This window comes from Actinophytocola sp. (genome assembly GCF_009379765.1).
Classification (GTDB): Bacteria; Actinomycetota; Actinomycetes; order Mycobacteriales; family Pseudonocardiaceae; genus Actinophytocola.
Map to the genome: position 1 here is coordinate 48,079 of NZ_WHTD01000002.1, position 21,661 is coordinate 69,739.

23 protein-coding genes and 1 pseudogene are annotated in these 21,661 nt (G+C 69.0%); 6 read left to right on the forward strand and 18 right to left on the reverse strand.

The genetic code is table 11. The features are described 5' to 3' along the window. The first annotated feature begins 545 nt into the window (after positions 1–545). Positions 546–1,304, forward strand: coding sequence for a thioredoxin domain-containing protein (locus GEV28_RS00760; RefSeq protein ID WP_291407457.1), 759 nt, complete (start codon positions 546–548; stop codon positions 1,302–1,304). A gap of 32 nt (positions 1,305–1,336) precedes the next feature. Beyond that, positions 1,337–2,062, forward strand: a complete 726-nt coding sequence (locus tag GEV28_RS00765) for a site-2 protease family protein (RefSeq protein WP_291407459.1) — start codon at positions 1,337–1,339, stop codon at positions 2,060–2,062. Positions 2,063–2,083: 21 nt separating this feature from the next. On the opposite strand, the gene GEV28_RS00770 is transcribed toward GEV28_RS00765, so the two are convergent. The 3 genes from GEV28_RS00770 to GEV28_RS00780 all read right to left on the reverse strand — a co-directional run bounded on the left by GEV28_RS00770 (position 2,084) and on the right by GEV28_RS00780 (position 4,414). Next, on the reverse strand, positions 2,084–2,986 hold the full coding sequence (locus GEV28_RS00770; protein WP_291407461.1) for a sigma-70 family RNA polymerase sigma factor: 903 nt from the start codon (positions 2,984–2,986) through the stop codon (positions 2,084–2,086). Positions 2,987–3,095: 109 nt separating this feature from the next. Beyond that, a complete protein-coding gene (locus GEV28_RS00775) occupies positions 3,096–3,923 on the reverse strand; it encodes a nitroreductase (RefSeq protein WP_291407462.1) in 828 nt (275 codons plus the stop codon). A 143-nt stretch (positions 3,924–4,066) separates the two neighbouring features. After that, positions 4,067–4,414 carry a hypothetical protein gene (locus GEV28_RS00780; protein WP_291407464.1) on the reverse strand — a complete coding sequence of 116 codons (348 nt, stop codon included), beginning with the start codon at positions 4,412–4,414 and terminating at the stop codon, positions 4,067–4,069. Positions 4,415–5,034: 620 nt separating this feature from the next. On the opposite strand from GEV28_RS00780, the gene GEV28_RS00785 reads away from it, so the two are divergent. Together GEV28_RS00785 and GEV28_RS00790 are read left to right on the forward strand one after the other, a co-directional pair. After that, a complete protein-coding gene (locus tag GEV28_RS00785) occupies positions 5,035–5,748 on the forward strand; it encodes a response regulator transcription factor (protein ID WP_291407466.1) in 714 nt (237 codons plus the stop codon). Next, positions 5,690–6,391: a response regulator transcription factor gene (locus GEV28_RS00790; RefSeq protein WP_291407468.1), complete on the forward strand. Its 702-nt coding sequence runs from the start codon at positions 5,690–5,692 to the stop codon at positions 6,389–6,391. The genes GEV28_RS00785 and GEV28_RS00790 overlap by 59 nt, the downstream gene beginning before the upstream one ends. On the opposite strand, the gene GEV28_RS00795 is transcribed toward GEV28_RS00790, so the two are convergent. Beyond that, positions 6,373–8,187 (reverse strand): long-chain fatty acid--CoA ligase, encoded by a 1,815-nt coding sequence (locus tag GEV28_RS00795; protein ID WP_291407470.1) that lies wholly within the window; start codon positions 8,185–8,187, stop codon positions 6,373–6,375. The two genes, GEV28_RS00790 and GEV28_RS00795, sit on opposite strands and share 19 nt — an antisense overlap. A 152-nt stretch (positions 8,188–8,339) precedes the next feature. Here GEV28_RS00795 and GEV28_RS42050 point away from each other — a divergent pair. Beyond that, a pseudogene (locus GEV28_RS42050) lies at positions 8,340–8,501 on the forward strand (hypothetical protein); the annotation flags it as partial. A gap of 163 nt (positions 8,502–8,664) precedes the next feature. Here GEV28_RS42050 and GEV28_RS42055 read toward each other — a convergent pair. The 10 genes from GEV28_RS42055 to GEV28_RS00840 form a co-directional block, all read right to left on the reverse strand. Then, the gene (locus GEV28_RS42055; protein WP_367114999.1) at positions 8,665–8,994 is read right to left on the reverse strand and encodes a universal stress protein; all 330 of its coding nucleotides are present in this window, start codon (positions 8,992–8,994) and stop codon (positions 8,665–8,667) included. Beyond that, positions 8,943–9,515, reverse strand: coding sequence for a universal stress protein (locus GEV28_RS42060; protein WP_367115007.1), 573 nt, complete (start codon positions 9,513–9,515; stop codon positions 8,943–8,945). The genes GEV28_RS42055 and GEV28_RS42060 overlap by 52 nt, the downstream gene beginning before the upstream one ends. Positions 9,516–9,827: 312 nt before the next feature. After that, entirely contained in the window at positions 9,828–10,385 is a 558-nt protein-coding gene (locus GEV28_RS00805; RefSeq protein ID WP_291407472.1) for an NAD(P)-binding protein, read from the reverse strand. Positions 10,386–10,387: 2 nt separating this feature from the next. Further along, positions 10,388–11,503 carry a cation:proton antiporter gene (locus tag GEV28_RS00810; protein ID WP_291407474.1) on the reverse strand — a complete coding sequence of 372 codons (1,116 nt, stop codon included), beginning with the start codon at positions 11,501–11,503 and terminating at the stop codon, positions 10,388–10,390. A gap of 2 nt (positions 11,504–11,505) precedes the next feature. Continuing rightward, entirely contained in the window at positions 11,506–11,808 is a 303-nt protein-coding gene (locus GEV28_RS00815) for a universal stress protein (RefSeq protein ID WP_291407476.1), read from the reverse strand. Next, positions 11,768–12,328 (reverse strand): universal stress protein, encoded by a 561-nt coding sequence (locus tag GEV28_RS00820; RefSeq protein WP_291407478.1) that lies wholly within the window; start codon positions 12,326–12,328, stop codon positions 11,768–11,770. The genes GEV28_RS00815 and GEV28_RS00820 overlap by 41 nt, the downstream gene beginning before the upstream one ends. A 5-nt stretch (positions 12,329–12,333) precedes the next feature. Further along, positions 12,334–14,832: a glycosyl hydrolase family 65 protein gene (locus GEV28_RS00825; protein WP_291407480.1), complete on the reverse strand. Its 2,499-nt coding sequence runs from the start codon at positions 14,830–14,832 to the stop codon at positions 12,334–12,336. Next, on the reverse strand, positions 14,829–17,573 hold the full coding sequence (locus GEV28_RS00830) for a cation-transporting P-type ATPase (RefSeq protein WP_291407482.1): 2,745 nt from the start codon (positions 17,571–17,573) through the stop codon (positions 14,829–14,831). Before GEV28_RS00830 ends, GEV28_RS00825 begins: the two co-directional genes overlap by 4 nt. Continuing rightward, a complete protein-coding gene (locus GEV28_RS00835; protein WP_291407484.1) occupies positions 17,573–18,436 on the reverse strand; it encodes a universal stress protein in 864 nt (287 codons plus the stop codon). The genes GEV28_RS00830 and GEV28_RS00835 overlap by 1 nt, the downstream gene beginning before the upstream one ends. A gap of 123 nt (positions 18,437–18,559) precedes the next feature. After that, positions 18,560–18,907, reverse strand: a complete 348-nt coding sequence (locus tag GEV28_RS00840; protein ID WP_291407618.1) for a hypothetical protein — start codon at positions 18,905–18,907, stop codon at positions 18,560–18,562. Between GEV28_RS00840 and GEV28_RS00845 the strand changes: the two genes are divergently transcribed. Further along, positions 18,815–19,411, forward strand: a complete 597-nt coding sequence (locus GEV28_RS00845) for a CBS domain-containing protein (protein ID WP_291407607.1) — start codon at positions 18,815–18,817, stop codon at positions 19,409–19,411. The two genes, GEV28_RS00840 and GEV28_RS00845, sit on opposite strands and share 93 nt — an antisense overlap. Here GEV28_RS00845 and GEV28_RS00850 read toward each other — a convergent pair. The 4 genes from GEV28_RS00850 to GEV28_RS00865 form a co-directional block, all read right to left on the reverse strand. Beyond that, positions 19,339–20,043 carry a CBS domain-containing protein gene (locus GEV28_RS00850; RefSeq protein ID WP_291407486.1) on the reverse strand — a complete coding sequence of 235 codons (705 nt, stop codon included), beginning with the start codon at positions 20,041–20,043 and terminating at the stop codon, positions 19,339–19,341. The two genes, GEV28_RS00845 and GEV28_RS00850, sit on opposite strands and share 73 nt — an antisense overlap. A 178-nt stretch (positions 20,044–20,221) precedes the next feature. Next, positions 20,222–20,512, reverse strand: coding sequence for a hypothetical protein (locus tag GEV28_RS00855; protein WP_291407488.1), 291 nt, complete (start codon positions 20,510–20,512; stop codon positions 20,222–20,224). A 7-nt stretch (positions 20,513–20,519) separates the two neighbouring features. Next, positions 20,520–21,011, reverse strand: a complete 492-nt coding sequence (locus GEV28_RS00860; RefSeq protein ID WP_291407491.1) for a ferritin-like domain-containing protein — start codon at positions 21,009–21,011, stop codon at positions 20,520–20,522. 17 nt (positions 21,012–21,028) lie between these two features. Next, on the reverse strand, positions 21,029–21,607 hold the full coding sequence (locus GEV28_RS00865) for a Fur family transcriptional regulator (RefSeq protein ID WP_367115000.1): 579 nt from the start codon (positions 21,605–21,607) through the stop codon (positions 21,029–21,031). Positions 21,608–21,661 lie beyond the last annotated feature (54 nt).

The following is a 21,661-nucleotide window of genomic DNA, read 5'->3' on the forward strand; positions in this document are numbered from 1 at the left end:
GCACAAGGACCCTGTCCACCACGACGAAAGTCTCCGTAACGTCGCTGAACGGAGCTTGCGGAGCAAATCTGTCGCGGTCAGAGCAGGGCTCGCAGGTTCAGACCGGTCCGAAGGTCCGATCCGGACCAGGCCCTTGGGCTCTGGTCCGGATTTGGCGCGCAGGACAAGGTCGTGCTGCCGGCCCGGAGGCGAGCGCGATCCGGAAGATCCAGGGTCCTCGGGGAATGCTCTCTGGTGCGGCGAGCTCTCGCCTCCGGGGACGGTCCACACCGCACGCCCGGTCGGACCGGAGTCCTACGCCCCGCCACTCGGAGACCAAATGCTCTGCTAGTAGCCGGTGTGGGAGGCAGATCCTCGGTCGTGCCAGGGGAAACCTGGTGACCCGCCCGGGGGCGCGGAGTTCGGTTTCGGTGGCTCGCGTGCCAAGGTTTGACCTACCGTCACAAGACGGGAAACCCGTCGCCCTCGGGCGAGCCGCGACCGTCCACTAAGGAGGGTTTCGGATGGGTAGGCGCACTCATCGCCGGCAGAGAGGTGCGAGGGCCGTGGCGGCTGCTCGGGCCGGCCGGCCCGGCCGTACCGGTATCGTGCTGGGGCTCGTGATCGTGCTGGTGCTGGCCGTGGTGGTGATCGGCGGCGCCCTGTGGGTGACCGCACATAAGACGGCGGAGTCGTCCGGGCCCATCCCGGCGGTCACGTCCGCGCCGGACGGTCTGGCGGTGTCGCTGGACCGGGACACCGCCACCGCAGTCGTCGGCCGGGCGTCGGCCGTGACGATGGACGTCTACGAGGACTTCCTGTGCCCGGCGTGCCAGCAGTTCGAGCAGTCCTACGGCAAGCAGATGGCGGCGAAGCTGACCTCGGGTGCGATCCAGGTCCGCTACCACCTGGTCAACCTGCTGGACGACCGCTCCGACCCACCCGGCTACTCGCTGCGGGCCGCGAACGCCGCGCTCGTTGCGGCCGATGTCGCGCCAGAGAAGTTCCTGAACTTCTACCGCAGCCTGCTCACGGCACAACCCAAGGAAGGCGCTCAGGGCTACGACACCGGACAACTGGTGGAGCTTGGCCGGCGGTTAGGGATCAACGACGCACGGTTCGCCGAGAAGATCGCGTCCGGCGCCTACGACCGGGCGATTCACGACAGTTTGGCCACCGCGATGGCCGACCCCGCCTTGCAGCGCCCCGCCGTTGGCGGGATGTCGTTCGGCACGCCCACGGTCGCCGTCAACGGCACAGTGGTCGACATCGGTGCTCCCGACTGGCTGGACCAACTGACTATCGACAGCCAACCCGTCCAGTAGTGCACGAGCCGGATCACTGGGAGGACAGGGTTGTGACAGTAAACATCCTGATCGGCAGAACCGTGCACGTTCCCGTCCGGCTGCACTGGTCGGTGCTGGGGACCGGCGCGCTGGTGGTGGTCATCGCGGTCGTGGCCGTACCGACGACCGCTGATGGCTACCCAGTCGTGGCTTACTGGGTAGCCGGGGTCGTGATGGCGGTGTTGTTCGCGGCTTCCATGCTGGCGCACGAGTTGGCGCACGTCGCCGTTGCGCGGCACTGGGACGTTCGGACCAGGCGGGTCACCCTGTGGTTCGGCGGCGGGATCACCGACCTCGCGGCCACCCCGCGCAGCGCGAAGGCGGAGTTCCTCATCTCCGCGGCCGGGCCCGCGGCAACTCTGGGAATCGGCACGCTGTTGCTCACGATCGCTGGTGTCGCCGCCGAGTTCGGGCTCGCGCCGATCGTGGTGGCCGCGCTGGCGTGGCTGGCCGTGATCCACGGCCTGGTCGTGCTGGAGAACTTGCTGCCCGGTGTGTCGGCGGACGGCGGGCAGATGCTCTACGCGGCACCGCGGCACCGCCTCGACGCCGAACGTGCCACGACCATCGTGGTTCGGGTGTGCCGGGTGCTCGGCGGCCTCGTGGTCGGCGCGGGCATCGTCGTGGGGTTCACCGCCGACGTCGTGGGCGGGCTGATCGTGGCCGCGATCGGCGTGTTCCTGATCAGCGACAGCAACCGCGCGCGACTGGCGGACGACTCGATCGTGCGTAGGTGACACGAACGGTTCTCAACAGCGTCAACCCACCCAGTCCAGGAGCCGGTCCCGCTCGGACTCCCGCAACCGTGTGAGCCCCGTGCGCTCGAGCCGACGCACCCGCTCTCGGCTGACGCGCAGTTCGGCGGACACGTCCTCCAGCGTGTGGTAGTGACCGTCCCGCAAGCCGTAGCGCCGGGCGATCACCCGAGCCTGCTCAGGCGGCAGGTGCGCGACGGCGGTACGCACGTCCTCGGCGAGTGCCTGCCGTTCGGCGGCCTCAGGGGCCGACGGTGCCGTGATGTCCTCGAAGAGGTCCCCGATGCGCGTGTCCGCGTCGTCCCCAACGAGCCTGTCCAGGCTCATCGCGTCTCGGCCGGCCCGCCGCAACTCGATGACCCGCGGCACGGACATGCCGGCCTCCGCGGCGAGTTCCTCGATCTCCGATGCCCGTCCCAGGCGCACGGTCAGCTGCCGATCGGCACTGCGCAGCCGGTCCAGTTCCGCCACGATATGGACCGGGAGCCGGACTACCCGCGCCTGGTTGGCGGCGCCCCGTTGCAGAGCCTGCCGGATCCACCACGCCGCGTAGGTGGAGAACTTGCATCCCTTGGTGTAGTCGAACTTCTCCACCGCCCGCATCAGCCCGATGTTGCCTTCCTGGACCGCGTCCATCAGCGGCATCCCCCGGCGGACGCACCTCCTGGCGACGGTCACCACCAGCCGCAGGTTGGCCCGGATCAGGTGTTCCCTGGCCCGGTGACCGTCGTGGGCGAGCACCTCCAGGTCTCGCCGCCGGCCCTCCTCCAGACACCGCTCTCCGGCGTCCGCGGCGCGCAGCAGTTCCTCCGCGTAGACCCCGGCCTCGATGCGCTTGGCCAGTTCCACCTCCTCCGCCGCCGTGAGCAACGGAACCGCCCCGATCTGGCGCAGGTAGAGCCGCACCAGATCGAGACCACTGCCGCGGACACCTCGGTCGGGCCCTCTCGGCCCACGATCCGCTTGAGGGCAAGGGAGCCGCGTCACCGAACTGGTAACCACCTCGACCACCGGTCTACAGGTATCGCGATACGGCGGACACGGGGCGTCGTGGCGTGGGTAGCGCCACGCTGCTGTAGCCGAACCGCAGCACCACCTGAGGCTGACCGGTCGCGGCCACCAGATTCCGGAGGGCACGCCCGGTCTCGGCCACCTCGACGGGCTGGGACAAGAACGCGGCACGCACGTCCCACGACGTGGCCGTCAGCAGGACGCACTGCAGGGCCTGGCCGGCCCGAAGCAGGTCCTCGTCACTGTTGGTGTGCGTGGTCAGCACACCGACCAGCGGGAGCGGCCGGCGGGTTCGGCCGGCGTCGCCGTTCGTCCTCAATGGACCGACCGCGAACAGGCCGTCGGTCGACGGTCGTGGGCCGCCCACTTCGATCGGCACACCCTCGTCGCGTTCACCGAGACGTGTCGTCCAGCGCGCGAGTTCGGTACGGAACCCGGCATTCCGCCGCTGGGCTTCGTCCGCCCCGCTGACCAGGCCGGCGAGGGCATCCAGTTGGGCGGGCTCGTCCAGCGTCACGAGCTGTCCGCCTTCTTCCCGCGCCGCGTACACCAGTTCGTTCCGGATCTCGTCGGACACGGGTCGGTCGGTGAAGGTGTATCGGTTGGTGTGCCGGAACTCCACCGCCGCGGCCAGCAAGAGGTCCTCCGCGGTGGGTTCATACGGTTGACCGGTGACCCGTACCGTGGCCTGCAGGTCGGGATTCTCCGTGGCCGGCTTCAGCTCCGTTGTCGTTGTCAGTCGAGCCGAACGCAGGGCCGCGCGGATGTTGAACAGCGCCGCGCCGCACGCGATCCGGGCTTCCTTGCCGTCCGGGTCAACGACCTGTAGCACGCGGGACCGGTCAAGTAGAACATCGATCCGACCGGGACACACCTCGAACCGCCACGGCTGGCTGTTGTGCGGAGATGGTGCTCGGATGGCCGCGGCCAGTGCCGTGTCAGTCGCTTCCCTGAGGAGTTCACTGTGTCCGGTGGTCATGGTGTGCTGCCGTACTTCGCGAGGAGTGTCTGGATCTCGGTCCTGCCGTTCAGCTTCAGCACCAGCGGGACCTCGCCGGCGAAGTCCCAGTAGAACTTCTCCGCGAGTCCGGCGTGCAGCACGATTCCGTTGAATCCCTCGTCCACCGCGAACTTGATGACGTACCTGGGATCGGCTGCGGCGGGACTGACGAAGAAGTCCCTCGGCCCGTGCTCGAGACCCTGGTCGTACTGGAGCAGAAGAGCGGTCCCGTTACGCTGCCCGTGCTCGTGAAGAAGCCGGTGCAGCCTGCCTCTCTTTCCCGTGTCGAGCCCGCGTTCGCCGAGCGTCGCCCGTACCGGCATCGCATGTCCCTTCTTGCTTCGATCTGCCCGACTCCACCCTCTCTCGGGAGAACCAGATCGCCAAGATCGGCAGGTCTCCATTTCCCGAGACCTTCATCCTCGTCGTGTTCGGCACAGTGCGGACCAAAGGCACTGACAGATCGGGACGAACGCCTTCCCTCTGTGCGCGGCCCCACCGTCACGGCACATCTCCCCGACCAAGATTGGACAATCCCGAGTTCCACCGCAGATATGCCAGCCAATCCAGATAGATCACCACGACGATCGAAGTCCACAAAGGCCGGTATGCTCGCGCCTCCTCCGGTGGACGACGCGCCAGGTCGATCACGGCGACAGCGGCCAACGCGGTCGGCATCCAGCCGGCCCTCACGAAAGCCGCATCCCGGACAGCCATCACGTTCCCCTGCTGTGCTCGAGACTCCTGTTCTACATCTCCACTATCACGCGGATCGACTCCGGCGGTGAGAGTCGAACGCAGGCTTGTCTCATGCTCGATGCTCCCGACAGCCACTGACTTTCGTCCCATGCACAACGGTCTTTGGACCCTGTGCGGACGGACCTCTCGACCACGGCACCACGGGCCACACCGCGAATAGCGTCAATACTGACGAGGAGGTGTGATGGGACTGCAGGTGTTCCTGGTCCACGGCGACGAACTGGTGCGACGCGGAGTGGCCCAACTTCTTGACGACGAACCGAGCTTGGCGGTCGTCGGCCAGACCGCGTCCGTCGCCGACGCCCTGGAACGGGTGTCGGCGAGCGCCGCCGACGTGGCCGTGCTCGGCACCAGGCTGCCCGACGGCGACGGGATCGAGCTGTGCCGTGTCCTGTGCACGAAACTGCCTGGCCTGCGCTGCCTCATGCTGACCCCGAACGGCGACGGCTCGGCCCTGTTCGACGCGATCATGGCCGGAGCGTCGGCGTTCCTGCCCCAGCAGACCAGCGGCGCGGACCTGATCGAGGCGATCCGCACGATCGGCCCGGGCGGGTCGCTGCTCGACGCCCGCACCGCCACCGCGTTCTGTGCGCGCATCCGGGAAGAACGCCAACACACCGACCCCCTCGCGGCACTGTCCGAACAGGAACGGGCCGTGTTCGAGCTGATCGGCGAAGGACTGACCAACCGGCAGATCGGCGAGCAGATGTCCCGCGCCGAGAAGACCGTGAAGAACTACGTGTCACACGTCCTGGCCAAGCTCGGCCTGCAACGGCGGACCCAGGCCGCTCTCCTCGCCGCGCACCTGCACTCATCGGATCGTGTCGAGGAGGCGACCAATGCCCATCCGAGTGTTCGTGGTCGACGACCACGAGATCGTCCGGCGCGGTGTCGCTGACCTCATCGCGCACGAGCCGGACCTGGAGTTCGTCGGGGAGGCGTCCTCGGCGGACGAGGCGCTGGCCCGTGTCCCGCACGGCGACGTCGACGTCGTCGTGCTCGACGTGCGGATGTCCGGCGGCGATGGCGTGACACTCTGCCGGCAGTTGCGGTCACGGCTGCCCGAGGTGCGCTGTCTGGTACTGACCTTCTACCCCGACGAGGAGGCGCTGCTGGCCGCGATCACGGCGGGTGCGTCAGGGTTCGTGCTCAAGAGCGCACGTGGCAGCGAGTTGCTCGACGCGGTGCGCACGGTCGCCCGTGGCCGGTCTCTGATCGACCGCCGAACCGCGGTGGCACTGCTACAGCGGCTCGACCAGGAGCGTGAAACCAAGGAGCCCCTGGCCGTGCTGACCGAACACGAACGCGATGTGTTCGGTCTGATCGGCGAGGGACTGACCAACCGGGAGATCGGCGACAGGCTGTGCCTCACCGAGAAGACCGTGAAGAACTACGTGTCGCACCTGCTGGCCAAGCTGGGGATGCGACGGCGGACACAGGTAGCGGTGCTGTCGGCTCGGCTGCATGCCCAGGACGAGCGCCGGGCCGAGCTCTCACATCGACTCGACGCTTCCGACATGCCTCATGCCGGGTCTGTGTAGAGCGCGTCGATCTCGTGCGCGAAGGTCGTGACGACGTAGTCACGGCGCACTTTCTCGGTGGGGGTCAGTTCGGCGCCGACCAGGAAGTCCACCGGCACGATGCGGAACCGTTTGATGGCTTCGGCGTGCGACACGGCACGGTTGGCGTCGTCGACAGCGGCCTGGATAGCCGTCAACAGCTCGGGGTGGCCGCGGAGTTCCGCGATGGTGGCGTCGGGATCGATGTGGTGCTCACGCTTCCACTCAGCCAAGGCGTCCCGATCCAGAGTGACAAGTGCGCCGATGTACGGCCGCCGGTCGCCGACGACGACGCACTGGTCGACCAGCCAGTGCTGGCGCACCGTGTCCTCAAGGACCGCCGGGGCGACGTTCTTGCCGGACGCGGTGACGATCACGTCCTTCTTGCGGCCGGTGATGGTCAGGAACCCGTCGATGTCCAACTCGCCGAGGTCACCGGTGCGCAGCCACCCGTCGTCGAGAGCGACCCGGGTTTCCTGGACGTTGTGCCAGTAGCCGCCGAAGACAGAGCTGCCGGACACGAGAACCTCACCGTCGGTGGAGATCCGCACCGTGCAGCCCGGGACGGGACGCCCCACCGAACCGATCCGCTGTGCGGCCGGCAGGTTCAACGTGACCCCCGCCGTCGCCTCCGTCAACCCGTAACCCTCCAACACCGGCACCCCGATGCCACGCAGGAAGTGACCGAGCCGCGCGGACAGCGGCGCTCCCCCACACACCGCACAGGCGAGCCGACCACCGAACGCGGCACGCAGCCTGCGGTAGACGAGCCGGTCCCACAGCCGTCGTCTGGCTCTCAGCCAGCGTGAGGGCCGGCCGTGGTCGAGGGCGCGGCTGTACTCGACGGCCGTGTTCTCGGCGGCCCGGAACAGGCGAGCACGTCCGCTGGCCGCCGCCGTGCGCCGGGCGGCGTTGGTGAACTTCTCGAACACCCGCGGCACTGCCAGCACCAGCGTCGGCCGGAACGACTCAAGCTCCGCGGCCACGGTCTTCACGTCACTCGTGTGCGCGGTCATGGCACCGTTGTGGATCGCGGTGAGCTGCACCATCCTGGCGAAGATGTGTGCCAGCGGCAGGAACAGCAGTAGCGAGGTGTGCTCGCCGAGCACGTGCTCCCTGATGCCGTCGGCGAGCGCGAGGTTGCGTACCTCGGCGAGCAGGTTGCCGTGGCGCAGCAGGCAACCCTTGGGCCGCCCGGTCGTGCCGGAGGTGTAGACGATCGTCGCAGGCGACTCGGCGGTCACACCACGCCGCCGCCGCTCGATGGCATCGGTTGAGACCCGTTCGCCGTTGTGCGCCAGCGTGTCCAGGTCACCGCCCTCGATCTGCCACACCTGGCGAAGAGGCTCAGGGGCCGCTTGTTCGACCAGTGCTCGGCAGCGCTCGTTCTCCACGATCGCCGCAACCGCCTCCGAGTCGGAGAGGATCCAGGACACCTGAGCCGCCGACGAGGTCTCATAGACAGGCACACTGACCGCGCCCGCGGTCCAGATCGCCAGGTCGCACAACACCCACTCGTAGCTGGTGCCCGACATCACCGCGACCCGATCACCCGGCTCCACCCCGGCAGCGATCAGGCCCCCGGCCAGCGCGGTGACCTGCCCGGCGAACTCCGCCCAGGTCACCGTGCGCCACTCGCCATCGACCTCGCGGGCGAACGCCGGCCGGTCCGGTGACAGCGTGGCGCGAGCGACGACGTCATCGGTCGCGTTCGCCGCCGGATCGATCACATACCTCGACGGGGTGGACGACTCACACACCCCGAACGGACTGGTCATACACCTCAGCAAAGACCCCGGTCCCGGAACCGGCCACCACCCTCCTTCCTCAACAGCAAGAGCCCTTCGTCCCTACCGTCCCCACTCGGCGGGAGCGGACGTTCGAGGTGAAAAGGGAGGAGGTGCTCAGGACGGCGCACGACTACTACGAGGTGCTGGGCATCCCCCACGACGCCGACACCACGACGATCAAACTGCCTTCCGCGACCTGGCCAGGAAACACCACCCCGACCGAAGCCGTGGACGTGCCGCCGAGCAACGGCTTCAAGCAGATCGCCGAGGCATACGCGGTGCTGTCGCACCCGACCAAACGCGCGGACTACGACTACGGCGGGCTGCCCGGCCGGTCCTGGGAAGACCTCTTCGGCCGGATTGAGTTCGGCAGGTCGAGGTTCGACATCGCCGACAACCTGAGGGCTCACACAGTCCGGCACGCCGCGCTGCCCCGCCGCGTGTGCGCGGTGGTTGTCGGGGCGGTCATGGTCGGGGTGGTGGGACAACGGCCACGGGGCAGGCGGCGTGGTGGATCAGGGCCTGGCTGGTGGCTCCCAGCAGCAGACCGCGGAACCCGCCGCGACCGCGGGACCCGACCACGACCAACTGGGCCCTCTTGGCGTGGTCAAGCAGAATGTGGGCCGGACGGTCACGGGCCACGACCTGCTCGACCGGCACGTCCGGATACCGTGCCCGGTACTCGGCCAGCCGCTGGCTCAGCACCGTCGACTCCTGGTCCTGAATCGACCGCCAGTCCGCCGTCAGCTCCCAGACGGTCGCGAGGGGCAGGTCGCTCCAGGCGTGCACAGCCACCAGAGGCACATTCCGGCTGACGCGGCCTGGAAAGCGAAAAGAATCGCCGCCTGACTGGTCGGTGACCCGTCCACGCCGACCACCACCGGACCGTCCTGCCGAGGTTCGGCATGTGGGTCTGCTCCTCGCACGACCACGACCGGGCAGTGCCCGTGGGTGGCGACCGCCACCGCGATCGACCCGACCACCAAGCCGCTGAACCCACCCAACCCTCGCGAACCGAGCACCACCAACTCGGCCGAGGCCGACCGCCCGATCAACTGCGCTGCTGCCCAGCCGCTGCTCAGCTCAGCGCTCACCACCACATCGGGTGCGGTTTCCTTGGCTGCCGCAGCAGCCTCCACGAGCCACTCGCGGCCCTGCTCGGCCAGCGCGTCCTGATAGGGGCGCAGCGTCGCCGCGTGCGGCACGGCAACGGGAACCAGTGGCCACGCGTGCACGATCACCAGCGGCGCATCACGGCGGGTCGCCTCACGTGCGGCCCAACGCACGGCCTGTGTTGCCGAGGTCGACCCGTCCATGCCGACCACGACCGGCCGAGTCGCAACATTCGCCATCAGACCTCTCCTCACGTCTGTCCGGCAACAACGGCTCCATCACGGAATGTCGGCGGTGCTCGTCGCGGACACCGTCCACCGATTTGCCCGACTTGTCCTGATCGTGCATGTCTGGTGTCAGCTCGGAGAAGGGACCGATGTCCCTCAACCGGTGGGTCTTTCGGCTCCCACCTCATGACGTGCCGCCTGCTCGACGACGACTCATGACGGGAGTACTCCCGGAGTGCTCCGTGGATCGGTGGGAGCCCTGCCCGATCTTCTGCTCGTCGCGGCTGATCAACGCGGTGCGTCATGATCGAGGTCCATCCCGTGACCGGGGTCGTGATCTGTGCTGAGCAGGTCGCGTAGTGCATCCGAGGTCGCGGTTGCGGCGGTGGCGAAGGGTTCGAGGACGGTGTCGGCGCCGGCGGCGCGGAGTTGGTCGGCGTCGTGGCGGGTGTGCGCGGTGAGCGCGACTGTGCCGTCGTAGTGGTGGTGGCGCAGGTTGTGCAGCAGTGTCAGGTTGGTCTCTCGCGTGGGAATCGTGCTGATCACGTACCGGGCGTGGGTCAGGGGTAGGGCTTCCAGGAGGTGGATGTCCTCGGCGCTGCCGAACACGGTGTTCATCCCCTCGCGGGCGGCGGTCGCGACGGTGTGGGGGTCGAAGTCCACCGCGAGGACGCCGTGCCTGGTCTGGGTGAGCCGGTCGGCCAGGTGGCTGCCGAAACGGCCGAGCCCGTAAAGGATCACATCGACATCCGCGTTCTGGCCGGGAGGTTCTTCGGGCTTGGGTCGGGCGCGCTCGAACACGGTGAGCCAGCGGTGGATGCGCTGGTAGATCTGGTGGGAGTACATGATCAGGTAGGTCGAGCCGCGATGGTGATCAGGCCGACGACGGTGATCAGGCTGACGGTGGCGTTGGTGATGTGGCCGAGGCTGAGTCCGAGCGCGGCGAGGATGAGGGAGAACTCGGAGATCTGGGCGACGGTGAGTCCGGCGAGGAAGCCCACACGGACCGGGTAGCGCAGGGCGGCCATGATGAGGATGACGATGAGCGGGTTGCCGACGAGCACGAAGGCGGAGAAGACGGCGCCTTCGGTGATCTGCTGGGCGGCGTTGGTGAACTCCAGTTTGGCGCCCAGGTCGAGGAAGAAGAACAGCAGCAGGAAATCGCGCAGGCTGACCAGCCGGGCGCCCAACGCGTCGCGGTAGGCGGTGGGTGCGAGGGACACGCCGGCCAGGAACGCGCCGACCTCGGAGCTGAAACCGAGCCATTCGCTGAACGCGGCGATCGAGACGGCGTAGGTGACGCCGAACAGGACGAGGAGTTCCTGGGATCGGGCGATGTGGTGCAGCAGCCACGGCAGGACGTAGCGCATGAGCAGACCGATACCGGCGAGCAGGCCGAGTCCTTTGCCGAGCATCAGGGTGATGCTGAGGGTGAGGTTGTCGCTGGTGGGTTGCCCGAACGCGGTGAGCGCGATCATCACCAGGACCACGACGATGTCCTGGACGATCAGGAAGCCGACGGCGATGCGTCCGTGGAGCTGGTCGAGTTCGCGTTTGTCGGACAGCAGTTTGACGATGATGATCGTGGAGGAGAAGGTGAGGGCGACCGCGACGTAGAGCGCGGTGACGCTGTCCATGCCGAACGCGATCGCGATCAGGTAGCCGAACACCGAGGTGAACACGACCTGGCCGAGGCCGGTGGCCAGCGCGACGGGCCCGGTGCTGCGGATCAGGTGCAGGTCCAGGCGCAGTCCGACGAGGAACAGCAGGATCGCGATGCCCATCCGGGCCAGCAGTTCGATGGTGCTGTCGGCGTCGACCCAGCCGATGCCGACCGGGCCGACCAGGATGCCGACGCCGATGAACGCGACGATCAGCGGCTGCCGCAGCCGCACGGCCAGCAGCCCGGCCGCGGCGGCGATGGCCAGGATGACCGCGACGAGCGGGAACGCGTGCAGCTCCACGGTCAGCCCTCCCCGGCGACCGGTACGACGAGCACATCCGGTGCAGCGTCCCGAAGCACATGTTGGGCAACGCTGCCGAGCAGGGCGTAACCCAGCGAAGAGCGGCCTCCGGTGCCGAGGGCGACCAGATCGGCGGCATGGTGGCGGCTCAGCTCCGGCAGCCGCGTCTGCGGACGCCCGAACTCGATCACCACCCGTGCCGCCGCTGGTGTCAGCTCGCTGGCCACGTTCTCGATGTCGCCCCGGACCTGCTCGATGCTGGCCTCACGCAGCTGGGCCAGGAGTTCCTCGCTGGCACCGTGCATGCGCATCAGCGTCTCGCCGACCACGACAGCGACGTGTACGACGATGTGGTTCGCGTATGGCCTCGGCCGAGACGGGGGTGCTGTCGACGGCGAGCACGACCGTGCGGTACGCCCCCTCGGGTGGATTCTTGACCACCAGGACCGGTACCTGGCTCGCCCGCGCCAGGTTGTCGGGGGTGCTGGCCAGCAGCGGGTTGGTCAGCCGGTGGCCGCCGTGCGGGCCGACGATGAGCAGGTCCGCGCCACGATCAGTCATCTCCGCGAGGATCTCGTGGACCACGGTCCCGTGGCGGACGACGGCCTCCGCGACCGCGAGATGGGCGAACCGGTCGAGACGAGAGAGTAGGCACGCGTGGGCGAACTCGGTCAGCTCCGTGGCCAGCCCGGCGGGTAGCACGTGCAGGGCGGTCAGGTGAGCGTTGTGCTGTGCGGCGAGTTGCGCGGCCCTGTGCTCGGCCAGGCCCGTCTGCTCGGAGAGATCGGTCGCGACCAGCATCCGGCGCGGTGGTGCGATGGCCATCGGCGTCACGCTCCTTTCCCGTCGGCGGGGGCCCGGTCTCCCTGTCCGGTGTTCTCGGCCGGGGGTCGGGTCTGCCGCACTCGCAGGTGGGTGCCGCTGTGCAGGGTGTGTGTCTCGTCGTCGACGGTGATGATGATCGGTGCGGCGGCGCCGGGCCGGGCGTGGATGTCGACGAGATCGTGGGTGAGGTGGAACCGGAGCCAGTGGCCGCGGTAGCGCAGGTCGAAGTCGAGCTGGGTGAGTGCGTCGGGGAGCCGGGGGTGTAGGCGGAGGGTGTCGCCTCGGGTTTCCAGGCCGGTGTAGCAGCGCTGGAGGATGTCGGCGGTGGCGGCCATGGCGCCGAGGTGGATGCCCTCGCGGGTGGTGCCGTTCTGGGTGTCGGCCAGGTCGGCGTCGAGTGCTTCGCGCAGCAGCCGCCAGGACGCGGGGCGGTCGCGGCGGGACAGCACCCAGGCATGCACGACGCGGCTGAGCGTCGAGCCATGGGTGGTGCGGGCGAGGTAGTGGGCCACGGTGTCCGGGATGGTGGCCGGGTCGAAGTCGTGGCCGAGGCGGTGCAGGATCTCGGTGAGTTCGTCGGCGCTGAGCAGGTAGAACAGCATGAGCACGTCGGCCTGTTTGGACGCCTGGTAGCGGTTGGTGGTGTCGTTCTCCGCCTCCAGGACCAGGTCGAGGCGGCCGATGTCGCCGTAGCGGGCGCGGTAGGCGTCCCAGTCCAGTTCGTCCAGGTCGCCGTAGCCGTCGAACTGGGCGAGCAGCCCGCTGGACAGGAACGGCACGTGCAACCTGCGGCTGAGGTGGTCCCAGTGCCGCAGTTCGGTGTCGGTGACGCCCAGGCGTAGCCACAGGTCTTCGGTGTGGTGCCCGCCCAGCACCTCGTGGGCGTCGAGGACTCGGGCCAGTACCCAGGAGGTCATGACCGCGATGTAGGCGTTGTCGTCCACTCCGGCGCCAGGCCGGTCGGGGTAGCCGTCGTGGAACTCGTCGGGCCCCATCACCCCGCGCAGGTGGTAGCGGTCGGCCACCGGGTCGTGCTCGGCGATCGCGGCCCAGAACCGGGCGATCTCGACCAGCAGCTCCGCGCCGTAGGCGGCCAGGAAATCGATGTCGCCGGTGACCTGGTAGTAGTGCCAGACGTTGTAGGCAACCGCCAGGTTGACGTGGTACTGCCGCCGTGAGTTGTCGGCCATCCAACGCCGCGAGCGGGGGTTGTAGAAATACTCGGGGGTTTCCTCCCGGCCGTCGCTGCCGCTCTGCCACGGGAACAACGCACCCGCCGCACCAGCGAGGCGGGCCAGCCGGCGGGCCTGCGGCAGCCGTCGGTACCGGTACAGCAGCAGCGCACGGGTCAGTTCCGGGACACGCAGGTTCAGCAGCGGGAAAATGAACAGCTCGTCCCAGAAGACGTGTCCGCGGTAGCCCTCGCCGTGCAGGCCCCGCGCGGGCACGCCGGCATCCAGGTCGGCGGTGTGCCGGGACAGCGTCTGCGCGACGTGGAACAGGTGGACGTTGACCGCGCGCCGCGCGCCGATCTCCTCTCCGCTGCGGAGGTCGGCGTCGAAGGACAGGGGCAGCAGCTGCCACAGGTGTTCCCACGCCAGCATGTGCGCCGCGCGCAGCGCGGGGACATCGGGAGCGTCGGCCAGCTCCTTCCTGGCGGCGTCCACCGGTTCGGAGATCGCGTTGTCGCGGGAGGTGAAGACGGCGGCGGTCTTGTCCACCGTCATCGGAACACCGGCCTCGACCAGCACCGTCCACTGGTGACCGACGCGTCCGGGGCTGTCGACCTCGCAGCGGCCCGGGTTGTCGTCGCTCACCGTCGTACGCGCGGCGACCGCGACACGTATCCTCGACTGCCTTGTCTCGGTGACCAGCCAGCACGTGTCGCCGTGATGTCCGGTCAACGGCTCGGCGAGGTGGTCTTTCGCCAGGGCGGCGAACTCGGCGACGTTGTCGTTGCGGACCCGCCCGTCCAGCAGGCTGCGGACCCGCAGCGTGCCGGACCAGTTCTGAGGGGTGACAGCGGTCCGCAGGCACGCCAGGTGCGGGCGGTCCATCGACACGAGCCGCTCCTGGCGGATACGGGTGCGACGGCACTGTGGGTCCTCGACCACCAGCTCCCGCAAGTGCAGCCCTCGGCGCAGGTCGAGCGCCACGTGGTGGTGCACGACTTTCCAGGTGTCCGGTGCCAACCACGGGCCCTCGTCGCCCGCGCGCAACGTGATCGGCAGCCAGTTCGGCAGGTTGACCAGGCTCTCGTCACTTCGCACTCGACCGTCCACACCGGAGTCCAGCCGGTTGTAGACACCCGCCGCGTAGGTGGCCGGGTAGTGGATGCCGTCGGCAGTCGCCTCCGGCGCCGCGCCCCTGGTCGCCAGATAGCCGTTGCCGACCGTCAGCAACGCCTCCCTCGTGCCCTCCGCGGCGGGATCGATGCCGGTGTAGGTGAGCAGCCATTCGCTGTCGGCCACGGCGCACAGCGAGCAGTCGTCCGCGATCGTCATGCGCGTCCTCGCCGTAGCCGCTTGTCGACCGCGACGACCAGGCTTGCCGCCACGGCGATGGCCAGGATCCGCAGCCACACGTCCCCGCCGATGGGGGCGGTGCCGAAGATCGTGTTCATGGCGGGCAGGTAGGTGATGGCGAGCTGGCCGACCGCCTGGACGGTGACACCGACAATGAGCCACCGGTTGGAGAACATGCCGATCCGCCACGCCGAGCGGGTCAGGGAACGGCAGCTGAACAGGTAGAACGCCTCGACCACGACGAACACGTTCAACGCCGCGGTCCGCGCCTCGGCCAGGCTTGCACCGCCTGCGAGTTCCCACTGGAACAGCCACCACGACCCGGCGACCAGCAGCGTGGACACCAGCAGGATCCGCACCATCAGCGTGCGGGTGAGCAGCGGCTGGTCCGGGTCGCGGGGCGGGCGGGTCATGATCCCGGCTTCCTTGGGCTCGAACGCGAGCATCAGCCCGAGCGCGACCGCGGTGGTCATGTTGATCCACAGGATCTGGGTGGGCAGGATCGGCAGTGCGGCACCGACCATGATCGCGGCGAGGATGACCAGGCCCTCACCGATGTTCGTGGGCAGAGTCCAGGTGATGAACTTGGTGAGGTTGTCGAACACGCCGCGACCCTCCTCGACGGCGGCCTCGATGGTGGCGAAGTCGTCGTCGGTGAGCACCATGTCCGCGGCGTCCTTGGCCACCTCGGTGCCGCTCTCCCCCATCGCCACGCCGATGCCGGCCTGCCGCAGCGCGGGGGCGTCGTTGACCCCGTCGCCGGTCATCGCGACCACGTGCCCGCGGGCCTGCAGCGCCTCGACCAGCCGCAGCTTCTGCTCTGGCGAGACTCTGGCGAACACGACCGCGTGCTCCACCGCCTCGGGGAACTCCTCACCCGGCAGCGCCGCCAGGTCGGCGCCGGTCAGCACCGCGCCCCGGTCGCCGGCCTGGCCGTCGTGGTCGAACAGGCCGACCTGGCCGGCGATCGCCGTGGCGGTCGCGGCGTGGTCACCGGTGATCATCTTCACCGCGATGCCCGCCGTGTGGCAGGCGGCCACCGCGGTGGTCGCGGCGGCACGGGGCGGGTCGAGCATGGCCTGCAACCCGGTCAGCACCATGCTGCCGGACAGCGTCTCCTCGCCGAACTCCTCCGGATCGGACTCGTCCGGGCCAGTGGCCGGATGTATGGCCGTCGCCAGTACCCGCAGTCCCCGGCCAGCCAGGTCGTCGGCGGTGTGGAGCACGGCGGCCCGGTCCACGGGCCCGAGTGTGCCGTCGGTGTTCATCTGCGCGCCACACAGGTCCAGCACTCGCTCCACCGCGCCCTTGACCAGCACCACCTGGCTTGTCGGGTGGGTGGTCGTGGTGTCGCGGTGCAGGGTGGCCATGTACTGGCGTTCGGAGCTGAACGGGATCGTCGCCAGACGGGGAAGCAGGTCCGCGACCCGGCCGGCGTCCAGTCCCGCTTTGGCGGCGATCACCAGCATCGCGCCCTCGGTGGGGTCACCGACGACGTCCCACCGCCCCTCGTGCTCGGTGAGGGCGGCGTCGTTGCAGGCGGCACCGGCCAGCAGCGACCAACGCAGCGCCGGGTAGGAGTCCAGCACCGGCGGCGTGCCGTGGCTGTCGTGCAGGGTCCCGTCCGGGGCGTAGCCCGAGCCGGTGACCTCGAACTCGCCGCCGGGGGTCCACACGGTGCGCACGGTCATCTGGTTCTCGGTGAGCGTGCCGGTCTTGTCCGAACAGATCACCGTGGTGCTGCCCAGCGTCTCCACCGCCGGCAGCCGCCGAATCACCGCGCGCCGCCGAGCCATCCGGGCCACCCCGATGGCTAGGGTGATGGTGACCGCCGCCGGCAGCCCTTCTGGGATCGCGCCGACCGCGAGCGCGATCGCGGCGGTGAACGTCTCCACCGCGTCCTGCCCCCGCAGCAGACCCACCCCGAAGGTGACCGCGGCCAGGGCAAGGATGCCCACGGTGAGGATCTTGCTGAACCCGGCGAGCTTCCGCGTCAGCGGTGTCGCCAGGGTCTCCGCGGCGCCGACCAGCCGGTGGATCTCCCCCAGCTCGGTCTCCGCGGCGGTCGCGACCACGATCCCGGCCCCGCCGCCGGTGGTGACCAGGGTGCCCGAGTAGGCCATGTTGTGCCGGTCGGCCACCGGAACCGCCTCGGGCAGCACCACCTCGTCCTTGGTCACCGGAACGGACTCGCCGGTCAGCGCCGACTCGTTCACCCGCAGCTCCGCCAACCGGATCAACCGCAGGTCGGCGGGCACCTTGTCGCCCGCGTCGAGCAGAACCAGATCACCGGGCACCAGTTCGTCGGACAGCACGGTCCGCTCGTGGCCGTCCCGCACCACCCTGGCTTCCGTGCGCACCATCGACCGCAAGCCCTCCAGGGCAGCCTCGGCCTTCGACTCCTGGATGAACCCGATGATCGCGTTGATCACCACCACACCGAAGATCACCGCCGAGTCGACGTACTCACCCAAACCGGCGGTGATCGCCCCCGCGGCGATCAGCACGTAGATCAAAGGGTGGTGGAACTGGCGCAGAATCCGCACCAGCAGACCGGCACCCTTGGCGGCGGGGAGTGTATTCGGCCCGAACCGCGCCAACCGCTCGACGACCACCTGACCGGCCAGGCCGCGATGCGGGTCGCTCTCCAGCAACAGCACAACCTCGTGAGCGGCCAGCCCGTGGTGCGCGGTCGCAGACGGAGACACCGACGTGCTCATCACTTCACCTCTCCCTGCATGAAAGCCTGCGCCCGGCCGGCGGCCGGCCGTTTTCCGGTGGCGTGGGTGACCATGACCGGGCAGTGCGCGTACCGGGCGCAGTGCTCGCTGGTGGAGCCCAGCAGCAGACCGGCGACGGGGTTGTGTCCGCGGGAGCCCAGCACGAGCAGGTCGGCATCGGCGCTGTGCCGCACCAGCACCTCGGTGGCGTGGCCATGCTCGACGACGGGTGTGCCCGTGACTCCGGTCGCGGCAAGTTCCACGGCGACGAGCTTGTGGCCCCACTCGACGAGCTGCTCGACTGTGGGAGTCAGCAGTTCGGTGCCGATGTTGTCCCAGTACACGGCATGCACCACGGCCAGGGGTGCGTCGCGCAACCCGGCCTCCTCGGCCGCGACGCGCAGCGCCTGGCGGGCATGGCCGGAGCCGTCGACGCCCACGATCACCCGCCGGTGGGACGGCGGCTGCTCGGGCTGCGGGCGGACCACTACCACCGGGCACGGTGCGTGCGCCAGACAGGTCCGGCTGACCGATCCCAGCACCAGCCCCGCCAGCGGACCACGACCACGCGACCCGACCACGAACAAATCCGCGTCCGCGTCCGCGCACGCAGCGACCAACTCGGCGCCTGCGTCCCCATGGGATTGGCGGATGGCTACCGGGTAGCCACCAGCGGACTCCCCGGACGACGGACGAGACGTCTGCCCCCCGACCGTGTCGGCCGCGAGCCGCGACTCCGGTCGGTCCAGGACCGTCCAGGCGACCAGTTCCGCGCCGCGCAGCCCCGCTTCCTCGGTCGCCCAGGAAAGCGCCGCCGCCGAGGCGGGTGAGCCGTCGACGCCGACGACGACGCGATACGTCATGACCCGACGCCCCTTCCCCGTTCTCCGCCAATACCTGCCGAGCACGTCGGTGCCGGTAGGTCGGCAGGATTCGTGGTGTCTCCAGGCTCCCTGCGGCCGTGCGGTGCCGGTAAGGGCCCGATGTCACTCCCGGCCCAGGACTTCTGCCCCGAGCGACAACGCCGCGAACACCCGCCATCCGGTGGAACAGGGCTGCGCCTCGGCACAATGTTCTGTGAGAGTCCACGCGAACGAATGGATCGCCATCGCGAACGACATGGCGGTCGTGGACACCGGGAAAGGCTGACAGGGGATCGTGGCTGGCCCGACCAAAGGGTGACGGCCGTGGCCGTCTCGCCGCTGCGCGCGTTCGTGCACGCCGAAAGCGCAGGCGGGATCGTGCCGGTCGCCCGCCAGCTGCGCGACCGCCGGTGCCGCGACCCTCCCCGCGCTGGCCGCCGTCAGCGGCGCCGTACTCGCCATCGGCGTCATCACGGTCCTCTACACCGACCGCATCAACCCCTGCCTGCGCACACCATCGGTTCGGACGCGACCGTCGTGGACGCCGCCAAGCTGCTGAACCGCTCCGGCATCAAACGGTTGCCCGTCATCGACGAGTCCGGCGGACTGGTCGGCATCGTCAGCCGCAAGGGCCTGCTCAGCGTCTTCCTCCGCAAGAACGAGGACATCGACGAGGAGATCGCCCACGAGGTGTTCGAACTCAACCTCGGTATCGCGGTCGATCCGGCCACGATCACCGTGAGGTCCGCGACGGCGTGGTGGCCCTCCGAGGTGAACTGGCACGCAGAAGCATGGTTCCCATCGCGAAGTCGCTGGTCCGCCGGGTCGACGGTGTCGTGGACGTGGACACCCAACTCACCTTCACCCACGACGACACCCATACGGCACAACCGCCAGACCGGTCATGACGACTCGTGCCGGGGCCAGAAGCTCGGCGGGACGCCCGGCCGAGCCGTGGTGTCATCGCGGGCGTAGGTCAGGTCGTTGACCAGGTCGACGACCCCGTCGACGGCACGGGTCAACTCCTCGGCGCATGCCACCATGCCCTTGTGCTCGAGCTGGCCGCTCAGGGTCACCACGCCGTCGCGGACCTGGACCCAGACGGAGGCCGGGTCGACGCACATGGCCTCTTTGAGCACGTCGCGCTCGATTTCCAGGGCAATGCCGGAGTCCGCGCGGAGGAAGGCACGCAACGCGTCGCGGCGGCTGAGCACACCGACCAGGCGGCCGGCGGCGTCCACCACCGGCAGCCGTCTGACCCCGTACCGGGCGAGCGTCACCGCGGCGTCCGACAGTGGGGTGTCCGGTGTGACGGTCACCGCGGGCGCACTCATCAGTTCACCGGTCACAAGGCCGCACGCCTTCCTGGCCCGCAGGCGGCGGGCTCGGGAGGAGAACGGCCACCGTACGACGCGGCGCTCGCGGGTCTGCTTGGGCAGCAGGTCGGCCTCGGTCACGACCCCGACGACCACACGGTCGGCGTCGAGCACCGGCGCCCCACTGACCTGGCGGGTCGCCAAGGCCCACACGACGCTCTTGAACGGCGTGTCCGCACGAACCGAGGCGACGTCGTCGGTCATGACATCACGTACGGTCAAGGTGCTCATCGGCTCCTCCCCACGATGACGTGGACTCCTCTCGCGTGGTCGTTACCACGCTCCATCTCTGGAGTTCTCATACTCGACGGTAGGCCGGCATTCGGACCCGTGGCAGAGTCGTACGGCGACCCTGGCAAGGACTTCCGGCCCGGCCACCACAGGAGACCGGGCCGAGTCGCCTGAGACGTCAGTTCTGGTTGGCGATGGCGATGAGCAGCCAGGTTCCGTAGACCACGGTGGCGATGCCGAGGGCGTTCAGCACCCGGTCGGGTAGCCGGACGAAGCGTTCGCTCGGACCGAAGTCCAACTGTCGGCCCCTATCCGGCCCCAGCCCCGGCCCGCGCCACGCGGCGAGCGCGACCAGGGGTAGCACGATCTTGTTGAAGATCCGGTCGGGCAGGAGCAGGGCGATGCTGCCCGACAGCGCCAGCACGGTCATCGCCACGCCGGCCACGATGACCCAGCCCAGGGTCGACATGGCGGGGTCAGCGGTCCGGCCGGCCGGTCTGGAGGCGTTCCAGGTCGTCCTCGTCGCCGATCTCGTCGGCAAGGGCCCGCCGGGCGATCTCGGCGGTGATGGGGTCGATGTCGCGGGTCTTTTCGAACAGGGTGCGGTAGAAGCGGATCGCGGCTCGTTCTCCGGCCAGGCTGTCGGCGAGCATGGCCGGCACGTCGGTGGGGTCGGCCGGCGGGGGCCGGTAGTCGACGTAGGAGCGGCCGGCCGCGTCGGCGGGACCGGTCATCGGCTCGCCGCCCAGCTGGACGACGCGATCCATCAGCATCCCGACATGGTGCCATTCGTCGGCGGCAGTCCGCGCGAACAGGTCAGCGACTGGTCCACTGTGGATTCCCGAGGCGAGCTTGGACAGCAGCAGGTACCGGTAGGCGTCGTTGAGTTCGGCCGCGATCCCCTGGTTGAGCAGGTCAATGATCTCCTCGGCGTGGATACCGACGATCTCCTGTCCCACCGTTCCCATCGCAGAACACCTCCACGCTAGTCCTTTTTGGGTATCCCCTGCTTAACGCGATCCGGAGGGGATACCGAGTGCCGATGGTCCCTCGGTTGCGGGTCGTCAGGCCCTAAGGCGGGCCGATGCCACCGGCACGACCAGGTAGCCGACACGGGGTCGCAGCCCGGGCAGGTACCGGTGATCTCGAGCTCGTGCTCGACGTCCCGGTAGCCGTGCTCGGCAGCGACCTGGGCGATCCACCGCATCACAGCCGGGCTGGTGATCTCGACCGTGCGCCGGCAATGCCTGCACACGAGATGGTGGTGGTGGACCGCGCTGCACCGCCGGTAGAGCACCTCACCTCGCCCAGTGCGAATTGTGTCCAGCACACCGGCATCGGTGAGCGCGTGCAAGGTTCGGTACACCGTTGTCAGACCGACATTCTCGGCACGTGCGCGGAGCAGGTCATGAAGAGCTTGCGCGCTGCGGAACTCGCCGATGTCCGCCAGCAGCGCCAGGATCGCCGACTGCTGCCGCGTACCCCGACGCTTGACGCTCGAAGCGGACGGGCTTGGTCGCACTTCCCAGGCTTCCGTCTGGACACCCGACGACGAGGGGCTCATGATCCATCCACTCCCGGGAGATCCTGCTGTATGAACGGGCGGAGATACCGAAGC